The organism is Microvirga sp. 2YAF29, assembly GCF_052114605.1.
GTDB lineage: Bacteria > Pseudomonadota > Alphaproteobacteria > Rhizobiales > Beijerinckiaceae > Microvirga.
On record NZ_JBFRFB010000008.1, the window covers coordinates 197,621 to 220,311 of the forward strand.

Annotated in this window: 17 protein-coding genes; 12 read left to right on the forward strand and 5 right to left on the reverse strand. The window is 60.8% G+C overall.

Annotated features, from left to right (window positions below; genetic code table 11):
• The 4 genes from AB4Y85_RS12975 to crtI form a co-directional block, all read right to left on the reverse strand.
• Positions 1-1,104 carry a glycosyltransferase gene (locus AB4Y85_RS12975; RefSeq protein WP_441985317.1) on the reverse strand — a complete coding sequence of 368 codons (1,104 nt, stop codon included), beginning with the start codon at positions 1,102-1,104 and terminating at the stop codon, positions 1-3.
• A complete protein-coding gene (locus tag AB4Y85_RS12980) occupies positions 1,101-1,841 on the reverse strand; it encodes a lysophospholipid acyltransferase family protein (protein WP_441985346.1) in 741 nt (246 codons plus the stop codon). The genes AB4Y85_RS12975 and AB4Y85_RS12980 overlap by 4 nt, the downstream gene beginning before the upstream one ends.
• Positions 1,842-1,936: 95 nt before the next feature.
• The gene (locus AB4Y85_RS12985; RefSeq protein WP_441985318.1) at positions 1,937-3,472 is read right to left on the reverse strand and encodes a phytoene desaturase family protein; all 1,536 of its coding nucleotides are present in this window, start codon (positions 3,470-3,472) and stop codon (positions 1,937-1,939) included.
• Between the two features lie 290 nt (positions 3,473-3,762).
• The gene (gene crtI, locus AB4Y85_RS12990; RefSeq protein ID WP_441985319.1) at positions 3,763-5,313 is read right to left on the reverse strand and encodes a phytoene desaturase family protein; all 1,551 of its coding nucleotides are present in this window, start codon (positions 5,311-5,313) and stop codon (positions 3,763-3,765) included.
• A gap of 300 nt (positions 5,314-5,613) precedes the next feature.
• On the opposite strand from crtI, the gene AB4Y85_RS12995 reads away from it, so the two are divergent.
• The 7 genes from AB4Y85_RS12995 (at position 5,614) to AB4Y85_RS13025 (ending at position 12,022) form a co-directional block, all read left to right on the forward strand.
• Positions 5,614-6,027, forward strand: a complete 414-nt coding sequence (locus tag AB4Y85_RS12995; RefSeq protein WP_441985320.1) for a septal ring lytic transglycosylase RlpA family protein — start codon at positions 5,614-5,616, stop codon at positions 6,025-6,027.
• Positions 6,028-6,105: 78 nt separating this feature from the next.
• On the forward strand, positions 6,106-6,459 hold the full coding sequence (locus tag AB4Y85_RS13000) for a hypothetical protein (protein ID WP_441985321.1): 354 nt from the start codon (positions 6,106-6,108) through the stop codon (positions 6,457-6,459).
• Positions 6,460-6,535: 76 nt separating this feature from the next.
• Positions 6,536-6,841, forward strand: a complete 306-nt coding sequence (locus AB4Y85_RS13005; protein WP_441985322.1) for a hypothetical protein — start codon at positions 6,536-6,538, stop codon at positions 6,839-6,841.
• A 54-nt stretch (positions 6,842-6,895) separates the two neighbouring features.
• Complete coding sequence (locus AB4Y85_RS13010) at positions 6,896-7,207, forward strand: polyhydroxyalkanoic acid system family protein (protein ID WP_441985323.1); 312 nt, start codon at positions 6,896-6,898, stop codon at positions 7,205-7,207.
• A gap of 193 nt (positions 7,208-7,400) precedes the next feature.
• Positions 7,401-8,618 carry a glycosyltransferase gene (locus tag AB4Y85_RS13015; RefSeq protein WP_441985324.1) on the forward strand — a complete coding sequence of 406 codons (1,218 nt, stop codon included), beginning with the start codon at positions 7,401-7,403 and terminating at the stop codon, positions 8,616-8,618.
• A gap of 4 nt (positions 8,619-8,622) precedes the next feature.
• Positions 8,623-9,777: a UDP-galactopyranose mutase gene (gene glf, locus AB4Y85_RS13020; RefSeq protein WP_441985325.1), complete on the forward strand. Its 1,155-nt coding sequence runs from the start codon at positions 8,623-8,625 to the stop codon at positions 9,775-9,777.
• Between the two features lie 73 nt (positions 9,778-9,850).
• Positions 9,851-12,022, forward strand: coding sequence for a family 1 glycosylhydrolase (locus AB4Y85_RS13025; protein WP_441985326.1), 2,172 nt, complete (start codon positions 9,851-9,853; stop codon positions 12,020-12,022).
• A 73-nt stretch (positions 12,023-12,095) separates the two neighbouring features.
• Here the strand turns inward: AB4Y85_RS13025 and AB4Y85_RS13030 are convergent, their stop codons facing one another.
• Complete coding sequence (locus AB4Y85_RS13030) at positions 12,096-14,846, reverse strand: glycoside hydrolase family 2 protein (protein ID WP_441985327.1); 2,751 nt, start codon at positions 14,844-14,846, stop codon at positions 12,096-12,098.
• 350 nt (positions 14,847-15,196) lie between these two features.
• Here AB4Y85_RS13030 and AB4Y85_RS13035 point away from each other — a divergent pair, with 350 nt between their 5' ends.
• From AB4Y85_RS13035 to AB4Y85_RS13055, 5 genes are all read left to right on the forward strand, one after another.
• A complete protein-coding gene (locus AB4Y85_RS13035; protein WP_441985328.1) occupies positions 15,197-15,487 on the forward strand; it encodes a hypothetical protein in 291 nt (96 codons plus the stop codon).
• 141 nt (positions 15,488-15,628) lie between these two features.
• Positions 15,629-18,178: a DUF3772 domain-containing protein gene (locus tag AB4Y85_RS13040; protein WP_441985329.1), complete on the forward strand. Its 2,550-nt coding sequence runs from the start codon at positions 15,629-15,631 to the stop codon at positions 18,176-18,178.
• Entirely contained in the window at positions 18,175-18,672 is a 498-nt protein-coding gene (locus AB4Y85_RS13045; RefSeq protein ID WP_441985330.1) for a CAP domain-containing protein, read from the forward strand. Before AB4Y85_RS13040 ends, AB4Y85_RS13045 begins: the two co-directional genes overlap by 4 nt.
• Positions 18,673-18,756: 84 nt before the next feature.
• Entirely contained in the window at positions 18,757-20,748 is a 1,992-nt protein-coding gene (locus AB4Y85_RS13050) for an ABC transporter ATP-binding protein/permease (protein ID WP_441985331.1), read from the forward strand.
• A 108-nt stretch (positions 20,749-20,856) separates the two neighbouring features.
• Positions 20,857-22,662, forward strand: coding sequence for a glucan ABC transporter ATP-binding protein/ permease (locus AB4Y85_RS13055; RefSeq protein WP_441985332.1), 1,806 nt, complete (start codon positions 20,857-20,859; stop codon positions 22,660-22,662).
• The last annotated feature ends 29 nt before the right edge of the window (positions 22,663-22,691 follow it).

Here is a 22,691-nt window from a genome sequence, read left to right on the forward strand (position 1 = left end):
TCATCCCACCGGGTAGAGCCTGCCCTTCCATCCCGCGCGCCTCGGGCCGCCGATCCGCAGGAGAACGCTCCATTGGATGGCAAGGCTCGTCAGGATGGCGAAGGGGTGCAAGGGAATGGACAGGAAGCTCTCCCGTCCCGCCAATGTCACGAGTGTGCGGGTGAAAAGAGACAGCGCGGCGGCAAGCCCGATTTGCCATGTGGGCACGAAAGGCAGGAGCCCGAAGGGCAGCACATGCCCCCCGAGCAGCAGTGCACTCCAGATCGGGAGCGCGACGGGCTTCGCCATGCCTTCATGCGCATTCTTCGCAAAGCCGTTCCAGGCATCCCCGAAACGCGTGTACATGCGGCAAGTGGCAAGGCGCTCGCCTGGCATGAGATCCGTCATGAAGCCCTTCTGGCGGAAAAGCCGCGCCAGTTGGATGCCGTCATGAATGAGAGAGCGGATCGCGGCATGTCCGCCGCTGGCGCGATAGGCCTTACTCTCGACCAGCATCAGCTGTCCGCAGGCAGCGCCGAAGCGGGGATTGCTCGATGACCGCATGGCTTTGATCGGCAGATAGCCGAGAAGAAGCAGGTTGATGGTGGGAACGGTGAGAAGCTCGCCGAGCGAACTCATGATCTGGCGCGGCACGGCGCTGACGAGACCGACGCCTATCGTCTGCGCATGTGCAACTATCAGAGCCGCCGCGCGCGGCGCAAGCCTCACATCAGCGTCGACGAACAGGAAATGCGTGCCGCGCGCCTCTTTGGCGAGGTGATGGCAGGCATGGACCTTCCCGGTCCAGCCCTCGGATAAGGGAGGAGCGCTGAGCAGGCGCACGCGCGGGTCGTGGGCAGCGTATGCCTTCACGATCTCTGCCGTGGCATCGGTCGATCCGTCATCTATCACCAGCACCTCGATCTCGGTGCCGGTACTGGCGAGAGCGGCATCGAGGGCGCCCCCGATATTCTGCGCTTCATTGCGCGCCGGGATCAGGATGGAGACGAACGTGCCTGCCTGCGGTTTGAAATGGCGGGTTCTGTGCAGGGCTAAAAGATTGGCGAGAGACAAAAATGTGGGAAGAGCCGCAAGGGCGAGCAGAATGAATCCGAGAACCGTCATGAATGCCGGCCCTCATGCGATGGATCGAAGGACCGTCCCCGCAGGGCCGAGGTGAGACGGCGCCAGCCGTCATAAAGGCCGCCGATTCCGGAGCGTCCTTCGAGCACGGGACGGAAGCGCGCGGGATCGCGGGCCTGTACGTCGGCGCTCAGGTGATCGAGTGTCGACGTGAGTTCTCGCTCCAGATATTCAAGGCGTTGCGCGCGCGGAAAGCCGATTAGGTCTTCTCCGCGCAGGGGTGTGCCGAAGGCGATGAAGGCTTCAGCACCGCGCTCCAGCCAGAAACCATATTCGATGGCCAGCGGAATGATCGTGCAGTCGGGAGCGATCTCGACGAGCCGTGCAATGCCGGGCTTGAGCCAGAGGGGGCGCTCGCGCACGTCGGAGAAACGGCCCTGCGCCGTGACCCAAAGAGCGCGCTTCGGCGAGGCAAGGATCTCGGCGCTTGCGGCCATGAACTCGGCACCGCCGCGCGATGTCTCAAGATCGACGCCGAAGGCGCCGATACGACCGAAGATTCCGTATTGCTTAAGCATCGCGGCATCGATGGGCGCGTAACTTTCATGGGAAGGGAAGAAACGGTCTGCGGCCAGGATGTAGACGGCTGCGTCCCACCATGCCGGATGGTTGGAATAGACGACCACAGGACCAATCCGGGAAGCGTCCGGCATGCCCCAGGCTGCGACCCTGAGTGCGTTCATGTAGCGGGTGAAGTAGCGGCGGAAGACCGACACCATGAAGCGATGGATCGCAGCGGAGCGGCGCGCGACGGGAGAGGACCCAGCCTGTGCGCGGAGTTCTCGTCTTCCTGCTCTGCTGCCCGTATCCTGCATCAAGATGCGTTCCGTAAGCTATCGGATTTCGTGTCCGTATCGAGGGCGTCGGCGGCGATCCAGCCCGACATCATGACCATCGGCATGCCGGGACCAGGATGTGCCGCGCCGCCTGCCAGATAGAGCCCGCGTACCTGCCGGCTGCGGTTGCCGGGCTTGAATGCGCCCATGAATTTGCCGTGGCTCGCCAGGCCGTAGATCGCGCCGTTGAGCACTTTGTAGCGGTCATGGATATCTTGCGGCGTGAGGTGACGCTCGACGACGATGCGTTCCTCGATATCCTCCATGCCGGCCGTGCGCTTGAGTTTATCGATGATGACCTGGCGATAGGCCGGAAACATCTGCGACCAATCGTGGTGCGGACGCAGATAAGGCGTGTGGACGAGAACATAGAGCGCCTCTCCGCCCTCCGGCGCCACGCTCGGATCGGTGGCGGCGGGCGCCGCCAGATAACAGGTGGGATCGGGGGCAGGCTCACCCTTGCGATAGATGAAGTCGAACTCCTCCTCCGGATCGCGCGAGAAGACGAAATCGTGATGGAGGATGTGGTCGTAGCGCTTGTTCAGGCCGAGATAGAGCACGACGCCGGAGCAGGCGGGCTCGAAGTCCTTGCGGGCGTAATGCTCGCCCACCTCGCCGCCGACGAGCTCCCGGTAGGTGCGGATCGAATCCATGTTCGAGATCACGCTGTCGTAAGGGGCGGTTTCTCCGTTCGCCAGCACGATTCCGGTCACCGCGCCGTTCTCGATCTTCAGGGAAGACACATCCGATTCCGGCTTGAACTCGGCGCCTAATTCGGAGGCGAGCTTGATCAGTGCTTCGGCCACTGCCCGCGTTCCGCCCATCGGATACCAGACGCCATCTGCGGCCTGCATATGGGCGATGGCGCAAAGCACGGCGGGAGAGCCGTAAGGAGACGAGCCGACATATTGCGTGAAGTGGTCGAGCATCTGTGCGAGGCGCTCGTCCTTCACCTTGGAGCGGATGGTGCCGGCAACCGATGAACCCATGCGCAGGGACAGAACATCCCGCAATGTTCCAGGGTTCATGTTGGCGCGGATGTTGATGGTGTCGAAAAGATCCTCGACAGGTTTCCAGAAGAAGAAGCGGTTGGAGATATCGTGCAGATGAGCGGAGATTTCCTGGAAACGGCGATAGCCGTCGCCTGCGCCTTTGCCAGGGGAGAAGAGGTCCATGGCATCGGCCATGGCGTCGATGTTTTCCTGCAGGTCGATGCGTGATCCATCGTCGAAGAAGCAGCGCCATTGCGGATCGAGACGCACGAGATCGAGATAGTCGGAAAGGTTGCGTCCCGCTTCCGCGAAGATGCGTTCCAGAACGCGGGGCACGGTGAGGATCGTCGGGCCCATGTCGAAGCGAAAGCCGTCTTCGTGCAATACGGCGGCTTTGCCGCCAAGCCAGGGGTTCTTGTCGTAGAGCGTAACCTTGTGCCCGCGTGCTGCGGAGACGCAGGCCGCAGCCAAACCACCCAATCCGCCGCCGATGACGGCCACCGAATGCTCACGAGCGCTCACGAAATTCCTCCTAGAAGCCGAACGGTTCAGGGCAGTGAGCCTGGACGCGCGGTCTTTGCTATGCCGGCGGGCGTATGATCTGATGTCTTGGTTCTAGGAAGCAGAAGAGACAGTTCAAGACGACGATCTCATAGAGGCTTGCTCATAGAGGGCTTGCTGTCGAGATCGATGAGGTTGCAGTCAAGCTTGCCGTTGCCGCTCTTCTCGTGAAACAAGGCAAGAGCTTAGGGATGATGCTTGATGTTTCGAACGCGAAACTCCATCACGCTGGTCTTCGCTAGCACGATCCCCTATAAGGCGGCTTCACCGGCTCGCGCGACTTCCGGTTCCTGCTGCGGCAGGCCCGAGCGACGTCGTTCTCGGTCTTCCAGCAACAGGCGCGCCGTGATCCTTGCGCCCTCATAGATGACTGGCAAGCCGCTGCCGGGATGCGTCCCGCCGCCGACGAGGTAGACGTTGCGTCCGAAGCGGTTGTGCGGGCGGAAATAGAGCATCTGCGTGAGATTATGCGCGAGGTTGAAGGTGGCGCCTTCGAACACGAAGAACTCATCCTGCCATCCGCTCGGCGTTACCACGCGCTCGAAGCGGATCCGTTCTTCGATGTCGTGCAACCCGAGGATTTTCAGCCGCTCCAGCGCCAGCTTGCGATAACGCGGGGCCTCGCGCTGCCAGTCGATGCCGCAGCGCAGGTTCGGCACGGGCACCAGGATGTAGAGGCTCGTATGTCCCTTTGGAGCAAGCGATGAATCGGTGGCGCCCGCATGTTGGATGTAGATGGACGGTTCCTCGGAGAGAATGCCTTCGGTGATTTCGCGAATGTTGCGTTGGTAGTCGCGCGCCAGGAGAATCGTGTGATGCGCCAGGTCGCGGACCTCGCCCTCGATGCCGAGATAGAGCATGAAGGTCGAGCAGGAGAGTTTCGCGCGATCAAGCTTTTTATTCTTCCAGCGCGGACGCATCTCTTCCGGCACGAGATGGCGCATGGCGTGGCCGAAATCGCCATTCACGACCACGGAGCCCGCAGCATGCCGCTCGCCTCCTGCTTCAAGTCCGACGGCTTCCCCGTTCTCGTAGAGAATGCGGTCAACCGGCGTATCGAGGCGGATTTCCACCCCCATCTTGCGCGCGACATTGGCCATGGCCTCGGACACCGCGCCGCAGCCGCCGATGGGGTGGTAGACGCCGTGCTCGTATTCGAGGAACGAAAGAATGGTGAACAGGCTCGGGCACTGGAACGGCGACATGCCAAGATATTTCGTCTGAAACGAGAAGGCGAGCCGCACGCGCGGGTCCGCGAAGTAGCGCTTAAGATCCGCATCCACATTCGAGAATGGCCGCAGCTTCGGCAAGGCCGCCAGCATGGCAGGCGAAACGAGATCTGCTGGGCTTGAGAAGGCCTGCTCCAGAATCGGGCGAAAGGCTTCGAGCTTCTCGCGGTTGTCGTCTAGAAAGCGCCGTACATTGCGCGCATCGGCCGGTGCAAGACGCGCGATTTCCTGTTCGAGACGAGGCAGGTCGGACGTGGCGCGGATCTCACCGCCACCCTCGAAGACCAGATGATATTGCGGGTCTAGCCGCTTGAGCTCGACATGGTCTTCGAGCCGTTCGCCGCAAGCCTCGAAGATATCCTTCAGAACGCGCGGATACAGAAAGAACGTGGGGCCGATATCGAATTTGTAGCCAGCCGGCGCATGAATGGTGCGGGTGCGGCCGCCGACTGCGGGTTCACGCTCGAAGATGGTGACTGGAATGCCTTCTCGGGCCAGCAGCATGGCGGCGGCGAGTCCGCCCGGGCCGGAACCGACGACGGCGACCCGCGACGATGGGGAGGCATTCGACATGAACCGGCAATCCTCATGCGTCGCCGGGGCTCATCCCGGCTAGGAAAAGCCAAGTAGGACATCCCTCCTCGACGACTAGAGGGATATCCGTGAAAAGCCGAGAATTATGAAGAATTCCTTTACGAAAAAGGAAACCATATCCAGGCTATTATATAAGCAACTAAGTTTCAATCAGGCTATATCTCACAGCAATCCACATTATCAAAAGGATGATAGTGCCAACAAAAAATTGCTACGCCTTATTCTTGCCTTTTTAAAAGGCAGCTTCACTTGCAAATAAAACACAAGGGGAGACTGTCCTTGAAAAACAACGTCACCCGCGTGTGCGCAATGATGCCTCTTCTGTTCGTTGCTGCATGCAATACAACTGCATCTCACGATCCCAATGCGACGGGATCCATTTCTCAGGCCAACCTGGGCCAAGAGTTCCAGCGAGGCACGGCATCCTGGTACGGGCCGGGGTTTCATGGCCGCAAGACCGCCAGCGGCGAGCGTTTCGACTCCGGCGACATGACGGCGGCGCACCGTTCGCTGCCTTTCGGCACCCGCCTTCGGGTCGTCAATGAATCCAACGGCCGCTCGGTGGTCGTTCGGGTCAATGACCGCGGTCCCTTCGCTCATCGGCGGATCATCGATCTGGCCAAGAGCCCGGCCCAGGCTCTGGGCTTGACCTCCAGCGGCACGGGTTATGTGTCCCTGCATCGGCTGGATTGAGCCTTGAGGCGCCGGTTAGGCGCTTCTTAATTCCTTGCGGCGATCCTTGGACCCGATTCGGGACCAAGGGTTGCTTATATGGAATCGACATCGTCTCTTCCGACGAACGTTATCCGCTTTCCGGGCGCGCGCTCATCAGCCAGTCCGCGCCGCGATCAGAAAAGCCTCATGGATGCGGTCTATGCCGCAGGCTCATTGCCGATTGCGGCGGACGACCGCGCCAGCAAGGACATGGCGACACGACTCACGATCTTCGGATTCGTCGTGATCGATGAGATGCGGCCCGATGGGACGCGTCGCCGTCTTCGTCCTTCGGAGGCTTTTCAGGCGTCGAGCTGCCATTCCTGGCGCGTTTCCAAGCCGTCGAACCGCGACTGGGTCGAGGACCTGCCGGAATCCGATCAAGAACTCTTTACAGCTCTGATGGCCTGAAGCACTGCTCTCGCTTTTTGCGCTTCCTGAACTATCTCACCTGCTTCCGATGATGTGATGCTTCAAGGCCAAGGCGATGCATCTTGTGCAAATCCTTCTTCCGCTGGCCGACAATGCGGGTCGACGCTTCGACGGCGCTGAATATGGGCGCGTACGTACGGAGCTTTCCGAACGGTTCGGCGGAATCACGAGCTTTACCCGCGCGCCCGCCCACGGCATGTGGAAGGAGGGCGGTCACACGACGCATGACGACATTGTCGTGTTCGAGGTGATGGCACGCGAGATCGATCACACATGGTGGGAGAATTACCGAGCGGAGCTGGAGCGGCGCTTCCGGCAAGAGACGCTCGTGATTCGGGCAATCAGGGTGGAAATGCTCTAGCGACGGAACCCGACCGGCACTGCCTCGCTTGTCGTGGCAAAGCGGAGTTTCGTAATGTCTAAGCCCCTCGTCGTGTCTATTCCCCATAATCTCGGCAAAGCCGAAGCTATGCGCCGTCTTCAAGGCGGCATGGGCAGCTTGAAGTCCCAGTTCGGCGACAAGGTTGCCTCGATCAATGAAGCATGGGCGGGCGATCGAATGGATTTTCGCGTCGGCGCAATGGGTCAGAATGTCAGCGGGCATCTCGATGTCATGGAAGACCAAGTGCGCGTTGAATTGCAGCTGCCATGGATACTCGCCGTGGTTGCTGAAAAAGCAAAGTCGTTCATTCAAAAGCAAGGAACGTTGCTGTTGGAGAAGAAGTGAACGACAGTTTCCTCATGAATAGTTGTTCACAAACATGAATGCAGATGGAACCAAATTGCACCTTCTGCGTTGACTGAACGATTGCGACCGCGACCCTTCGCCGGTGCGCTTCATATAAGTCATCACATTATTCGCCCCGGACTGTGTTCTTCCGTCCGATTGTGACAACACATCTCTTTTTGAGGATCGCGCTATGCATGAGCGTTTGAGAACGCAGCCGCATGCCCTTCGTTCGCCTATCAAGGCCAATGCCGAAAAGCCTCTCCTCGTCTGTTTCTCTCACCTGCGGTGGGATTTTGTCTGGCAACGCCCGCAGCATCTGCTCAGTCGCGCCGCCAAGCATTACGATGTGCTGATCATCGAAGAGCCGATCTTCAAAGCGGGAATCCAGCCGCACATGGATGTAAGCAGCCGCCCGCAAGGCGTCACGATTGCCGTTCCCATGCTGCCGGAAGGTTTGTCCCATGAGGATATCGTCGCCGAACAGCACGATTTGATCGAAGGCTTAATCGGGCGCGAATTCAGGGACAGCCGCGTTTTCTGGTACTACACGCCGATGGCGATGGCGTTCACCAGCGATCTCGAATGCGAGCTATGCGTTTACGATAACATGGATGAGCTCTCGCTTTTCCGCGGAGCCTCGCAGCAGCTTCTTGATCTCGAGAACGCCTTGTTCTCCCGGTGCGATCTCGTGTTCACCGGTGGAATGAGTCTCTACGAAGCCAAGAAGAGCCGCCATCGCAGTGTTCATGGCTTCCCGTCCTCCATCGAGTTCAGTCATTTCTCGCAAGCCCGCTCGACCCATCAGGATCCCGAAGATCAGGCGCATATTCCGCATCCGCGTCTCGGCTTCTTCGGGGTCATCGATGAGCGCATGGATATCGACCTGCTGGCGCAAACCGCGGACCTGCGCCCTGACTGGCAATTCGTGATGATCGGCCCGGTCGTAAAGATCGATCCGGCGACATTGCCGCAACGCCCCAACATTCATTGGCTGGGCGGAAAATCCTACAACGAACTGCCGCGCTATCTGTCGGGCTGGGATGTAGGCTTCATGAATTTCGCGCTCAATGAAGCGACGAAATTCATCAGTCCCACCAAGACGCCCGAGTTCCTCGCAGCCGGCGTTCCCGTTGTGTCCACCGCCATCACCGATGTGGTGAAGCCTTATGGCGAGAAGGGCCTTGTGGAGATCGCGCGCAATGCCGACGAGGTCGTTACCAAGGTCGAAATGATGCTTGCCCGACCCAAAGAAGCCTGGCTCGCCAAGGTCGACCGTCATCTGGCTCAGGGTTCCTGGGATAAGACGTGGTTCGCCATGCAGAAGCTGATGCAGGACGAGTCTGGAGAAATCGCAACGGATCGCACCGCTCCGTCTCTTCCCATCTACGCCACTACCCCTGCGGAGTGATCGAATGTATGATTGGCTGATTGTCGGCGCTGGCTTTGCGGGTAGCGTATTGGCTGAGCGTCTTGCAACCGAGCGGAACGAGCGCGTTCTTCTCATCGACCGTCGAAGCCATATCGGTGGGAATGCGTATGACCGCTACGACGATAACGGCCTCCTGATTCACCAATATGGCCCGCATATCTTCCACACCAACTCGAAACAGATCTTCGATCATCTCTCCCGCTTCACGGAGTGGCGTCCTTACGAGCATCGTGTTCTGGCGGAAGTGGACGGCAAGCAGGTGCCGATCCCGATCAACCTCGACACGGTCAACAAGCTCTATGGCCTTAACCTGACCTCTGAGCAATTGAAGGGCTGGTTTGCCGAACGCGCCGAGAAGGTTGAAGAGATCAAGACGTCGGAAGACGTGGTGATCTCCGTGGTCGGCCGCGAGCTCTACGAAAAGTTCTTCCGGGGCTATACCCGCAAGCAATGGGGGCTCGATCCGTCCGAACTCGACAAGTCCGTGACCTCGCGCGTGCCGACCCGCACGAACCAGGATGACCGTTATTTCACGGATGAATTCCAGTTCATGCCGAAGCACGGCTACACGCGCATGTTCGAGAAGATGGTGAGCCATCCGAACATCCATGTGATGACGCAGACCGATTATGAAGATGTGAAGAAAGTCGTCCCCCATCGCCGGGTCATCTATACCGGCCCAATCGACGAATACTTCAACTTCCAGTTCGGCAAGCTGCCTTACCGTTCGCTGCGCTTCGAGCACATCACTCTCGATAAACCATGGCACCAACCGGTCGGCGTCGTGAACTACCCGCAGACGCATGAATATACGCGCGTCACGGAATACAAGCACCTCACCGGTCAGGAGCATGTGAAGACAGCTCTGACATACGAATATCCATCCGCTGAAGGCGATCCCTATTATCCGATCCCGAAGGCGGAAAATCAGGAGCTGTTCAAAAAGTATGAGCGGCTGGCGCTGGCAACTCCGGATGTATGGTTCGTGGGACGGCTCGCCACCTACCGCTACTACAACATGGATCAAATCGTCGGCCAGGCGCTTGCCACGTTCCGGCGCATCAATGAATCCCTGCCGGTTGATGCGGATACCACGACCGTAAAGGTCATGCCCTCATCTGCCGCATCGATATCGTGACAGGATCTTCAACGAACAATCCGCGCGACCCGTAGTTTTGATATTTCGGAACGGAATAGCTCGGAGTGACGTGATGAGCAGACCTTTGGAGCTTTGGGGCGGTATCGAATGCACCGTCGCGCGGGTGGGTGATGAGTACCGCGACCAAAGCCTGGAGACCGGGTACAGTGATCGGATCGAGGACCTCGATCGGATCGCTGAACTTGGAATTCGAACCCTGCGCCATCCGGTGCTGTGGGAGACGATCTCTCCCGAGCATCCGGATCAGACAGATTTTTCGTGGCATGACGAGCGTCTTGCCAGACTTGAAGAGCTTGGAATTCGCGCGATCGCGGGACTGTGCCACCACGGCAGTGGCCCACGCTACACCCACATGCTCGATTCCGCATGGCCGGAACTCCTCGCCCGCCACGCAGCGAATGTCGCCGAGCGTTATCCGCATCTTGATCTCTACACACCTGTCAACGAACCTCTGACGACGGCCCGCTTCTGCGGTCTTTACGGCCATTGGTATCCGCATGGCACCAGCTACGAGTTGTTTCTCAAAATCCTTGTGAACGAGTGCAAGGCAACCGTTCTTTCCATGCGTGCCATCCGCAAGGTCCGCCCGGATGCGCAACTCGTTCAGACGGACGACATGGGAAAGACCTTCTCAACACCTGCCTTGGCCTATCAAGCCGAGCATGAGAACCAAAGGCGCTTTCTGGGCTTCGATCTCCTGTGCGGCATGGTTGATCGGGATCATCCCTGGTGGAGGATCTTCCTCGACCACGGCGTAGGCCAAGCCGATCTCGAGTTTTTCCTCGAAGGCGATGGGGCTCCCGACATCATCGGGATCAATCATTACCTGACGAGCGAACGGTATCTCGACGAGCGGCTCGTCCGCTATCCCGAGCATCATTGGGGCGGTAACGGTCGCCATCGTTACGCCGATGCCGAGGCTGTTCGCATGCCGCTGCCGGCCAAGGACCTTGGCCCTGCTGCCCGGCTGCGGGAGGTGTGGGAACGATACAAGCGTCCCATCGCCGTCACTGAGGCTCATCACGGCAGTTCACGCGATGACCAGCTGCGCTGGCTGATGGAAGTGTGGAACGATGTGAATGCGCTCCGCGACGAGGGCGCGGACATTCGCGCCGTAACGATCTGGTCGCTCTTCGGTGCCATGGACTGGAACAGCCTGCTCACCCGCCGCAGCGGTTTCTACGAGCCCGGTCCGTTCGATGTCCGTACATCTGACCCACGGCGTACGGCTCTTGCCCACGCATCGGAGGCCCTGGCGAAGACCGGGCGTTTCGATCATCCGGTGCTCGACAGGGCAGGGTGGTGGAAGCGCGATGTTCGATTCTATAAGCCGCCCGCGAAAACATCGAATTCTTGTTGGCTCGCGGATGAACCGCGCCAGCTACTGATCACGGGTGCAACAGGAACGCTGGGCCGTGCCTTCTCCCGGATTTGCGACTTCCGTGGCCTCAATCATGTACTGCTCTCGCGGCGGGATATGGATGTCGCTGACTTAGCGAGCGTGAAGTTAGCCCTGAGATGCCATAAACCCTGGGCCGTCATCAACACGGCGGGATATGTGCGGGTATCGGAAGCGCAGAAGGATGCAGAAGCCTGCTTTCGCGAGAACGCTCTTGGCGCGGAAACGCTCGCGAAAGCCTGTGGCGATCTCGGCATTCCTCTCGTAACGTTCTCTTCCGATCTTGTTTTCGACGGCAATCTCGGACGGTCCTATCTTGAGAGCGACGCGGTCAACCCGACGACCGTCTACGGTGCGAGCAAGGCCGAAGCGGAGCGCCGCGTGCTCGCGGCATACGAGAGCTCATTGATCATCCGCACGAGCGCGTTTTTCGGACCCTGGGATCGCTATAACTTCGTGTGGTCGATCTTGAACACATTGAGCAGGGGCGACGACGTGAAGGCGAGCCTCGATGTGGTTTCGCCGACCTACGTGCCCGATCTGGTCCATAAAGCCCTGGACCTCCTCATCGATGGCGGATCCGGCATCTGGCATATGTCGAATATCGGCGGCTTGTCGTGGCACGAACTCGCGATTCAGGTGGCTACGCGGGCAGGGTTCGATCCTTCACGCATCGGGGATGCGAGTGATGTTCCCGTCCTGAATACGACATTATCCACGGAGCGCGGCATTCTCATGCCGACGCTTGAGAGCGCCCTCGACCGTTACCTCTACGATTGCGAGGAAAGCTGGTCGGAAAATGCCATGAAAGTGGCGGCGGAGTAGAAGCTCCCATCATCGAAAGAAAAGCGGCGCGAGATTGTCGCGCCGCTTTTTGCATAAGGCATGACGTTCCCCGTCAGGCCGCCGCTTCGGCGGCCCGCACGGCCTCTTCGAGGCGCGCGGCGCGGGATTCGACCGCAAGCTCCACGAGCGCGTCCGTGAGCAGGGTGGCCGAGGGGTCGGCCAGCGGCGCATCGCGCATGATGCGCAGCGTGGAGGCGACGAGGCGTCCACGCCCGTAGGAGCGCTCGACACCAAGCGCCACCGGCTTATGGATCCAGCCGACGACGAGCCCAGCGAACACGCGCGCCTGGAAGTCGAGCAGGTTGCAGCCCGAGATCACGAAATCCGGCAGAACTCGGTCCATTGTTTCGTCGAGGAGAGGGCCTGCCGGAAAGCGGGCGAAATGGCCCGAGCGCCGCAACCAGCCGAAGGAGGACGCCCAATCACCGGACCATAGCGTGCCGTGACGAGGCTGTACGCGCACAGCCTGCCAATGCGGGAAGAACGGATAGAGCGACATGTCTTCTTCCGGCAGAAGCAGAAGCTTGGCGCCGGCGCGCACATGATCAGCGATAGCCTTGTTGTGCGTGCGGGACACGATGAGGGTCGATTCCTCGAACGCCCGGGCGAGCGTGTAGCCGAGCGCCTGGAAATGTTCGCGTATATCCTCATCGGGCGACCACACCAGCTCACGGGAATGCACGGGCTTCGCCCGCTTCGGGTGGATGGCAATATCGTGGTGGTTGTGCGCTATCAGATTGCCGTCGGAGGAACGGAGATCGAAGCTGATGCGCCGCAGGGACGCTTCCTCCATCTCTGGCAGCTGCACTTCGACGCGTCCGAGGTCTAGCACATCCGGCGCTTCGAGGCGCGGCAGCGCGATCCGCTGGGTTTCATTTCCGACGCTGACCTCAAGCTGGCAATCCTCGAGCACCGGACCGGCGCCATGGGCTAAAGCCAGCTCCAGGCTCGCCGTCTCGCCTGACCAGTAGGAGGCGCGCTCCCATTTCGGGACGATCACCGTATCGGAATTGATGATGTGGAACAGCTCATGGAACACGCGCGGGTTGCGGCGCATGTCGAGGAGGCCGTTCGACTCCCAATGGCAATCGTGCAGCTCGGTGATGACGTAACCGGCCAAGTTCGGCTTGCGGCGCATAGCCTCGATCTCGTATTTGAGCGCGCGGAATTGCTGCCATTGCGCCGCGATCACGAAACGGCGCAGATCGCCGAACACGCGGTCTAGGCTCCAATCGGAGAAACGGTTCTCGACGCCGTGAGCATACATGACGCCTTCGCCCCAGTCGTGGCCGGTCTCGAACCACCAGGGCTCTTCGCCATCGGCGTCACGCAGGTCCTTTGGATAGGGCAGGCCCCAATTGCCGAATTCCGAGCACATGAGCGGCTCGCGCCCAGTAATCACCGCATCGCCGTGAGGTGAGTAGAGCCATGTGGCTCTACTCGAAAGTTCGTCCACGAACTGGTCCCATTGCGCGCGGTGGTCTGGATAGGCGGCATAAAAGTGATAATCCGCGATGTCGGATTCCACGTGGAAGCTCGGGGCGAGCGGCGAATTGTCGACGACGAGGCGCGTAGGATCATAGGCCTTGAGCCACGCGAAGGTGCGCTTGAGCCAATCGCGATGATCCGCATCGTTGACGAGGTCAACGCCCCAGTTCTCGTTGATGATCGTCCAGATGATGATGGACGGATGATTGCCGTCGCGGTCGACGATGCCCTTGAGGAGCTTTTCCTTGCGCCCGCGCGAACGGTCGGTGGCCATGCCGCCGTTGGGCAGCTCCGTCCAGATGAGCACGCCCATCCGGTCGGCCACTTCGTAATAGCGCGGATCGGCTGCCTTGATGTGGCAGCGCAGGCAGTTGAGGCCGAGCTCCTTGGTCTTGCGGAACTGATCCTCGAGAAATTCCATTGACGGCACGGTGCAGATCGTGTCCGGGTAGTAATCCTGGTCGAGCGCCGAGCGCAGGTAAAGCGGCTCACCGTTGAGGTAGAGCTTGCCGTTGCGAGTCTCGATGGTGCGGAAGCCGAAATGGTCGGAGATCTCGTCCTTCACCTCGCCGCCGCGCATCAAGGACAAGCGCACACGGTAAAGGTGCGGATGGTCCGGCGACCAGGGCTTGACGTCGGCGATTTCGAACTCGAACGGCATGCTGGTGACGCCGATCTGCGTCTCATGCACCTCGTCGAGCACAACCTCGCCTGATGGATCCATCACTTCGATGCGAACCTGCGTGGCATCGGTGAGAGGGCGCGCGAAGAACACGCCGGAGGTGACCTGACCCGTCGCGAGTTTGGGAACGAGGCGCACGCGCGTCATATGGTCCGGAATGCGACGCTCGAAATATACCGGCTGCCAGATGCCGGAAAGTGGGCCGTACCAGCTCTGCTTGCCGAAGGGGATTTCAGCGAAGGGGGAATCCGGGAACTCGGCAGGGTTGTCGGTGGGCGAGTCGACACGGACCTTGATCTCGTTCGGGCCGGGCTTCAGATGCGCCGTCACATCGAAGGAGAAGGGCAGGAAGCCGCCTTCGTTGTGGCCCACGACCTCGCCGTTGATGAAAACCTTGGTGTTGTGAAACGCCGCGCCGAACCGGATCCAGACACTGTCGTGCAGCCACGCTTCGTCGATTTCGACTGTCCTGCGGTAAATGCCGATTCCTGCCCGCATGCGCAGGTCGGAGAATTGGGCCTGCCAGGGACTCGGCACCGTAATCTGGCGAACCTCGGCCGGGCCCGACAGGCGGTCGTCGGCCACATGCAAAAATTCCCAAGTCCCGTCCAGACTGATGCGATTGTCGTGCATGACGTCTCCTTGAATCAGAGATTACCCAAGGGCACCCAAAACGGCGAAAAAAAGGCTGCGGGCGGAGGGGATGAGCCAGAGAAGGTTGAGAAATGCTGCAAGCTTCCCAACGGTGTCCGATCCATCGGCCCCTCGTCCCCTGTCACTGAATAGCGGCCCGTCTCGAACAACGGCGAAATGCAACATTTGATCCAATGTCTCGAAAGCTTGCCCAGTCATGGTCCCGGTCATGGTCCCCTTGGGTTTTGCCCCAGGCTTGGCAGGAACCGCCTCTGGCAACGGGCGTTGCCCTGGTAACGCCGAGCCTCGCCGCTCGTCCTCGACAACTTTTGATATGAAAGAGGCTTGAGATGGTTCAACAAATTCCCGACGATCGCGCCCGTCAAGGCGCTCCCGGCCGCCCGGTCCTGGGCGTCCTGATCGGTTCGCTGCTGCTGCTCGCCGTTGCGGTGACCGGCTATATGATCTGGGTCGGCTCGACCTCCCCCGATGATCCGGGCACGAATGCCGCCCGCGAGGCGACCACGGGCTCCACGACCGGTTCCACCAATGCCAATCCCGGCAACCGGACGCAGCCGGAGAACCCGGCTTATCCGACGCCAGATGCTCAGCGTTCGGCAAACCCCACGCCGAACCGGTAAAAGCCCAAAAATCCATGAGCCTGGAAGGGTGCGCTCGCCTTTCCAGGCTTTTTTGTTGCACTCCGTCGGCCTGAAGGCGAGTTTTCGCCTTATTGATTCGCGAAGAACCGGCCCGCAAGGGAATGCGATAAGGCGGAGTGAATGAAGAGCATCGGAATGAAGCGGCTTTTGGGAGCCGTGATTCTTGCCTGCGGCCTTGGATCGGCAGGCATTGGGTGGGCCCAGCAGGCGCAGCCTGCGCCGCAAGCGCAATCCCAGCCTCAGCCTGCTGCGCCCCAGCCCTCGGCTGCGGCTCCACCGGCTGCCGCGCCCGCAGTGACCGTTTCCGCTGAGACCAAAGCGGCCCGCGCCAAGCTCGATGGCTATCAGGCCGATCTCGACCAGAAGGAGCTGGCCCTGCAGGGGCGTACCCTGTCGGATGCCGACCTGCAGAACCTGCGCCTTCAGATCGAACCGGTCATTGCCAGTATTCGCTCCGTCATCGACGAGCAGGCCCCGCGCCTCGAGGCGAGCCGCCAGCGCCTGTCGCAGCTTGGTCCAAAGCCGGCGAGCGGCCAGCCCGAGGAAAGCTCCGACGTGGCCCGGGACCGGGCCGAGCGTGAGGCAGCTGTGGCGGAACTCGACGAGACGCAACGCCTCGGGCGCGCCTTGCTGGTCCAGGCCGAGCAGTTGAACACCCAGATCGGCGATCTGCGCAGGGCCGGCTTCACCCGCGCTCTATTCGAACAAAGCGACAGTATCTTCAGTCCCAGTCTCTGGATGAACGTCGTCCAGGCGATTCCACGTGAGCTTCGGGCGCAGCGCATCGTGTTCTCCGATGCTCTCGATCAGGCAGGGCGCAGCCTGAGTCTCGGCGTTCTGCTGATGCTGGGGCTGACAGTCGGCATCGCCATCGCGCTTTATGTCGGTCGGCGTTCTATCGCTCCGCGTCTCGTGCGCCGCGACCCGGCCATTATAGATCCCCTGCATCGTAACAAGCTTCTCGCCGCAGTCGGCGTCCTGGTCCTCAGCGCAGGCCCTGCCATCGCTGGCAGCTGGATCGTATGGGTGGCCTTCGATTCTGCCGATATCGCTCCGCCCCGCCTGGAGCAGGTAATGGCGGCGTTCCTGCGCGGGCTTGCCTTCATCGCCTTCGTACGCGCGCTCATCGATGCCATTCTCGCGCCCGACCACACGACATGGCGGCTGATCCCGGTCAGGAATGAATCCGCAACCCGGATCATGAGCTTCGCCATCACACTGGCCACCATCATCGTGGTTGGCAAGGTGATCGAATCCTTCAATGCGGCGATCGCGGCAGCGCTTCCCATCACCGTGATCACCCGCGCGGTCTTCGCGTTGGCCGTAGCGCTTGTTCTCGCGGAACTGCTGCGCCGCTTCGCGGCACGCGCGAATCAGGATGAGACCTGCCTTGGTCCTTACATGGCTCCGGAGGTCGATATCGGCGGGCCGCTCCGCAGCCTCGGCTGGTTCATCGTCGCCGTCATCATCGGCAGCGTTCTCGGCGGCTATACGGCTCTCGCATCCTTCGTGGTCGATCAGACCATCTGGATCACCATCGTTATCGCGATGTTGATCCTGTGCATCGCGCTGGCCGATGAATTCATCGGCGGATCCCTGCGCTCGCAAAGCCGCCTGTCCACGACGCTCCAGGCCAACACTGGCATACGGCGCCGTTCATTGGAGCAGATCGGTGTGTTGGCGAGCGGCGTTGCGCGTCTTGCGCTGATCATCATCGCCCTTCTGCTGGTTCTGCTGCCCTGGGGCATCGAATCGACGGATGTTACCGGCTCGCTGCGCGCGCTGTTCTTCGGCTTCAGCGTGGGCGATCTCAACATTTCCCTGTCGTCGGTGCTGATCGCCGCCATGCTGTTCACAGTGGGCTTCACCGTCACGCGGGTCATCCAGCGCTGGCTCGACAACACCTTCCTGCCGGCCACCGATCTCGATGCGGGCCTGCGCAACTCCATCCGCACGGCGGCGGGGTATGTGGGCATCATCACTGCCGGCGTCGTCGCCTTCACCTATCTGGGCCTGAGCCTCGAGCGCATCACCATCGTGGCCGGTGCCCTTTCAGTGGGTATCGGTTTCGGCCTGCAATCCATCGTCAACAACTTCATCTCAGGTCTCATCCTGCTGTGGGAGCGCCCCATCCGCGTGGGCGATCTCGTGGTGGTGGGCGACGGCGAAGGCTATGTGCGCCGGATCAATGTTCGCTCGACCGAAATCCAGACCTTCGACCGCTCGACCCTGATCGTGCCGAACTCGAACCTGATCTCGGGCATCGTCCGCAACCGTGTGCGCAACGACCGCGTCGGACGCGTGATCGTTTCGATCCCCGTGCCCCGCGCCACCGATCCGGATGTGATGGCGGAACTCATGAAGCGCGCGGCCCTGGCCCATCGCGAAATCATGAGCGAGCCTAATCCGCGCGTGGTCTTCAAGAAGGTCACGGAGAACACCATCGATTTCGATCTGGTCTGCTTCGTGGACGATATCGATTCGGCGGGCCGGGTTTCGAGCGATCTCTATTTCGAGGTCTTCCGCGAGATGCGCAAAGCCGGCATCGGCGTTCCTCCGGGCGCGGTGCCTGCGCCGGAGGAGAACGAGGAACCGAGAGACGATTCATCCAAGAAGGGCGGGGAAGAGGACGAAACCTTAACCCTTCTCAAGGATAAATCGCCGGCATGATCCGTCTTGCCATCTTCAGCCTTTGCGCCCTTGCCCTTGCCGCCTGCCAGACCGAGCAGCGCCAAGCTCGTTCTCAGACGCCTAGCTTCTACGCCTCAATGGCCCAACGCGGAGCCGTGGTCGATGGGGCCATGGCCCGGGACATGATCGGCGCCTACCGCCGCAACAATGGCCTGGGGCCGCTCACCATCGATCCGGACCTGCAGGCCCTGGCCGAGGCCGAGGCGCAGGCCATGGCGTCCGCCGATAAGCCGAGCTCCACTGACGCCGTGAAGGCGCGCCTGTCCTCCGCCGGCTTTGCGGCGCCCGGCGCCAATCTTTCGGCCGGTTATCATACCCTGGCCGAGGCCTTCTCCGGCTGGCGCGAAAGTCCTCAGCACAATCGCGTGCTCCTCGACCGTTCGGCCACGCGGATCGGCATTGCCACAGCTTATACGCCGAACTCCAAGTACAAGGTCTATTGGGCCCTCGTCGTCGCAGCCGACAGGCTCTGAACTGAGGCATATGCGCCGCAGAGCGCGCATCAGGGAACCGAATGCGAAGCGTAGCGCTTTAGCTCCATGCGCCAAGACCGGCGCATGGAGCAGTGTGCGTCGGTTACCATGCCGGATTTCGATCCCAAACTGGGCAAGCAAATGCCCCCACCGCCCGCGACGGGCACAGATCCCGATGTGGGTCCAGGGCAGGATAATACCCTGGCGAAAGAAGCGGAGATCGCTGCTGTTCACCAAGCCGCCGAGCATCATGAGCGTGATATCCATCCCGAGCCCGCGCCGCGCATAGGCCGGGAGCTGTTCCTGCTGTTCCGGGATATGTTCCGAAATCGCAAGGGCTGGCCCATGATGCGGCTGACGATCGCCATCGTCGTCATCCTCGTCGGCAACATGTTCGGGCAGATTAGGCTCAACCAATGGAACGGCGCCTTCTTCGATGCGGTGGAGAACCGCGATACCGCGACCTTCTTTCATCAGCTTCTCGTCTTTCTGGTCATCGTTGCCGTTTTGCTGGGTCTCGTCGTGGCTCAAACATGGTTGCAGGAGCGGCTGAAGATCCGCCTGCGGCAGCGCCTCACGCATGTGCTGCTCGATATTTGGCTCAAGCCCAATCGTGCTTATCAGCTCGGCTTCATGGGTGAATCCAGTGGCCAGCCCGACCAGCGCCTTCAGGAAGATTGCCGGCTTTTCTCGGAGCTTTCGACTGAACTTGGCGTTGGCATGCTCCAGGCCTTTCTCCTGCTCGTCAGCTTCATCGGCGTGCTTTGGACATTGTCAGGCACGACAACGTTCATGTTCAAAGGCGATGAGGTCTCCGTTCCCGGCTACATGGTCTGGGTTGCCATCGGTTACGCCGGTATCGGCTCAGGGCTGACATGGCTCGTCGGCCGTCCGATGATCCGTCTGAACACTTTGCGCTATGCACGCGAGGCCGATTTGCGCTTTGCCCTGGTGCGCGTGAACGAGAGCGCCGAGAGCGTTTCTCTCTACAAAGGCGAGGCCGATGAGCGGCGCAGCCTCGATGGGTTCGTCGAGGAGGTCTTGAAAGCCACGCGCCGCCTGTCCGGTGGGCTTGCGCGTCTTACCTGGATCACCTCGGGCTATGGCTGGCTTGCTATCGTGGTGCCGATCCTCGCGGCAGCACCAGGCTATTTCAGCGGCCGCCTCTCCTTCGGTGGCATGATGATGGTGGTTGGCGCGTTCAATCAGGTGCAGGCAGCCCTGCGCTATTTCGTCGACAATTTCCCTAAAATTGCGGATTGGCGCTCGGCGGTCTTGCGTGTGGCGACATTCCGCCAGGCGGCCATCGATCTCGAAGAGGTCACCGCTGAGAATGGCCGCATCGATATTCAGCCCCATGAGAAAGGGTGGCTCAGCTTTGACGGTCTGTCCATCGCGCTTAATGACGGCAGCATCCTGATCGAGGATGCAACGGCGGAGATTAGGCCCGGCGAGCGCGTGCTGATCATGGGCGAGTCGGGAGCCGGCAAAAGCACGCTCTTCCGGGCGATTTCAACTCTCTGGCCCTGGGGCTCGGGACGCATCCGCATTCCTCCCCAGAAAGAGATGATGTTCCTTCCGCAGCGTCCGTATCTTCCGCTGGGAACGCTCCGAGCAGCGCTCAGCTATCCCGCCGCGCCGAATACGTTCGCCGATGACGATATCCGCGCCGCGCTCACGCGCTGCGGCCTGGATGAGTTCGTCGACATGCTCGACAAATACGAGCGCTGGGACAGGACCATGTCGCTCGGCCAGCAGCAACGCGTGGCCTTCGCACGGGTTATCCTGCACAAACCGCGCTGGGTCTTCTTGGATGAAGCGACGTCTGCTCTCGATGAGGACAATCAGGCTTCCATGCTGACCCTGTTCGAGAACGAGCTGCAGGGTGCAAGCGTCATGTCCATCGGCCATCGACCGGGTCTTGAGGAGTTCCATACGCGCACGCTTCACATCCGCAAGACGGAGGAAGGCGCGATTCTCCTAGCCAAGCCGCGCCCCCCCCAGACGCACCGGCCCCGGCATCGATGGCTGGGCTTGCGCAAACCCTTCAAAAAGCCGGCTCCCACGGGGGTATGAGGTGCGCATGGGCAGCGGGCTTGGCTTCTCATTGAAATGGAGCTACGCAACTCTCTATCGGGAGCGGAGATCCTATGACAGGCTCCGCCAAGTTTGCAGGTCAATCGCATGCGGCTGATCAGGCTTTATGTGCGTGTTCTGAGCCAGCTGGGATCCGATCTTCGGGTCGGCGCTATCCTTTCCCTGGCGAATATTGCGCTGGCGATCTCGGCTTTTGCCGAGCCCATTCTGTTCGGCCGCATCATAGATGTTCTCACCCGCGGCCAGATCCCCGGAAGCACTCCGGTCACCTTCGCGACCTTGACCCCGCTGCTCCTGGCCTGGGTGGCCTTTGGTCTGTTCTCCATCGGTGCTGGTGCATTGGTCGCGCTCCATGCGGATCGTCTGGCGCATCGCCGTCGTCTGGCGGTGGTAGCGAGTTACTTCGAGCATGTGCTCGAGCTGCCTCTCGCCTTCCACACCACGACCCATTCCGGCCGCGTGCTGAAAGTCATGCTGGAAGGGTCGGGCGGCATGTCCTGGCTCTGGCTCGGCTTCTTTCGGGAGCACCTTTCCGCGCTCGTCGCGCTTGTGGTGCTTCTGCCGCTCACGGTGTTTCTCAATTGGCGCCTGGGCCTGCTGCTCGTGGCGCTAGTCGCGGTCTTCACGATGCTCACCGCGATTGTGCTGCGTAAGACCGAGACCCTGCAAGGCTCTGTCGAGCGCTATCACTCCAGCCTCGCGGAGCATGCCTCCGACGCGCTCGGCAATGTGCCGGTGATCCAATCCTTTACAAGGATCGAGGCCGAAAGCAGGTCGCTCCGCACGATCATCCAGCAATTGCTGCAGGCGCAGAACCCGGTCCTGTCCTGGTGGGCGCTCGCTTCTGTTGCCTCACGCGCATCCGCCACGATCACGGTGACGGCCATCTTCGTGCTCGGTACCTGGCTCCACCTGAACGGCCTTGCCACCATCGGTCAGATCGTCACCTTCATGAGCATGGCGACCATGCTGATCGGGCGGCTGGAGCAGGCGGTGAGCTTCATCAACCAGCTTTTCATGCAGGCACCGAAGCTGAACGAGTTTTTTGAGATTCTCGACACGGCGCCTGCCGTTCACGATAGGCCCAATGCCAAATATGTGGAGCGCTTCATAGGTGAAGTCGTGTTCGACAATGTAAGTTTCTCCTATGACGGCAAGCGCGCGGCCGTGCAGGATGTGAACTTCGGTGTTCGCCCGGGCGAGAATGTCGCTCTCGTCGGTTCGACCGGATCGGGCAAATCCACCACCCTGGGCCTTCTGCACCGTGCGTTCGATCCGCAGTCCGGATGCATCCGCATCGACGGCGAAGACATTCGCGATCTGGCGCTCGCCTCGCTGCGCCGAAACATCGGCGTCGTGTTTCAGGAGCCCATGCTGTTCGCCCGCACTATCCGCGAGAACCTTCAGGTCGGTCGTCCCGATGCGACGGATGCGGAAATGATCGAAGCGGTGGAGCGCGCGCAGGCCATCGAGTTCATCTCCCGTCAGGCGGAGGGGCTCGATACGGTCATCGGCGAGCGCGGGCGATCCCTCTCCGGCGGCGAGCGTCAACGCCTCTCCATCGCGAGGGCACTCCTCAAGAATCCGCCGATCCTCATTCTCGACGAGGCGACCAGCGCACTCGATGCCGCGACGGAGCAGAAGCTTCAGAAGGCGCTCGACGAGGTCATGCGCGGCCGCACGACCTTCGTGATCGCGCACCGCCTCGCAACCATCCGCAATGCGGATCGGATTCTCGTGTTCGATCAGGGAAGGGTCATCGAAACCGGTACCTTCGACGAACTGGTTGCGAAAGGAGGACGCTTCGCCGAATTGGCCCGCGCGCAGTTCATGGCTTCCGAGGAGCCTGCACCTCGCAAGGGTGCGCGGGAAATCAGCGCCGTACAGGCATGAGACCTGCCTGCTTGAGTACAGCCGGCAGC

Coding starts and splice junctions, on each gene's coding strand:
- AB4Y85_RS13000 (WP_441985321.1), top strand. CDS start 6,106: ATGGAATCGACATCGTCTCTTCCGACGAACGTTATCCGCTTTCCGGGC.
- AB4Y85_RS13045 (WP_441985330.1), top strand. CDS start 18,175: ATGATCCGTCTTGCCATCTTCAGCCTTTGCGCCCTTGCCCTTGCCGCC.
- AB4Y85_RS13015 (WP_441985324.1), top strand. CDS start 7,401: ATGCATGAGCGTTTGAGAACGCAGCCGCATGCCCTTCGTTCGCCTATC.
- AB4Y85_RS13030 (WP_441985327.1), bottom strand. CDS start 14,846: ATGCACGACAATCGCATCAGTCTGGACGGGACTTGGGAATTTTTGCAT.
- AB4Y85_RS13035 (WP_441985328.1), top strand. CDS start 15,197: ATGGTTCAACAAATTCCCGACGATCGCGCCCGTCAAGGCGCTCCCGGC.
- AB4Y85_RS12975 (WP_441985317.1), bottom strand. CDS start 1,104: ATGACGGTTCTCGGATTCATTCTGCTCGCCCTTGCGGCTCTTCCCACA.
- AB4Y85_RS12980 (WP_441985346.1), bottom strand. CDS start 1,841: ATGGTGTCGGTCTTCCGCCGCTACTTCACCCGCTACATGAACGCACTC.
- AB4Y85_RS13050 (WP_441985331.1), top strand. CDS start 18,757: ATGGAGCAGTGTGCGTCGGTTACCATGCCGGATTTCGATCCCAAACTG.
- AB4Y85_RS13025 (WP_441985326.1), top strand. CDS start 9,851: ATGAGCAGACCTTTGGAGCTTTGGGGCGGTATCGAATGCACCGTCGCG.
- AB4Y85_RS13055 (WP_441985332.1), top strand. CDS start 20,857: ATGCGGCTGATCAGGCTTTATGTGCGTGTTCTGAGCCAGCTGGGATCC.
- AB4Y85_RS13040 (WP_441985329.1), top strand. CDS start 15,629: ATGAAGAGCATCGGAATGAAGCGGCTTTTGGGAGCCGTGATTCTTGCC.
- glf (WP_441985325.1), top strand. CDS start 8,623: ATGTATGATTGGCTGATTGTCGGCGCTGGCTTTGCGGGTAGCGTATTG.
- AB4Y85_RS13005 (WP_441985322.1), top strand. CDS start 6,536: ATGCATCTTGTGCAAATCCTTCTTCCGCTGGCCGACAATGCGGGTCGA.
- crtI (WP_441985319.1), bottom strand. CDS start 5,313: ATGTCGAATGCCTCCCCATCGTCGCGGGTCGCCGTCGTCGGTTCCGGC.
- AB4Y85_RS13010 (WP_441985323.1), top strand. CDS start 6,896: ATGTCTAAGCCCCTCGTCGTGTCTATTCCCCATAATCTCGGCAAAGCC.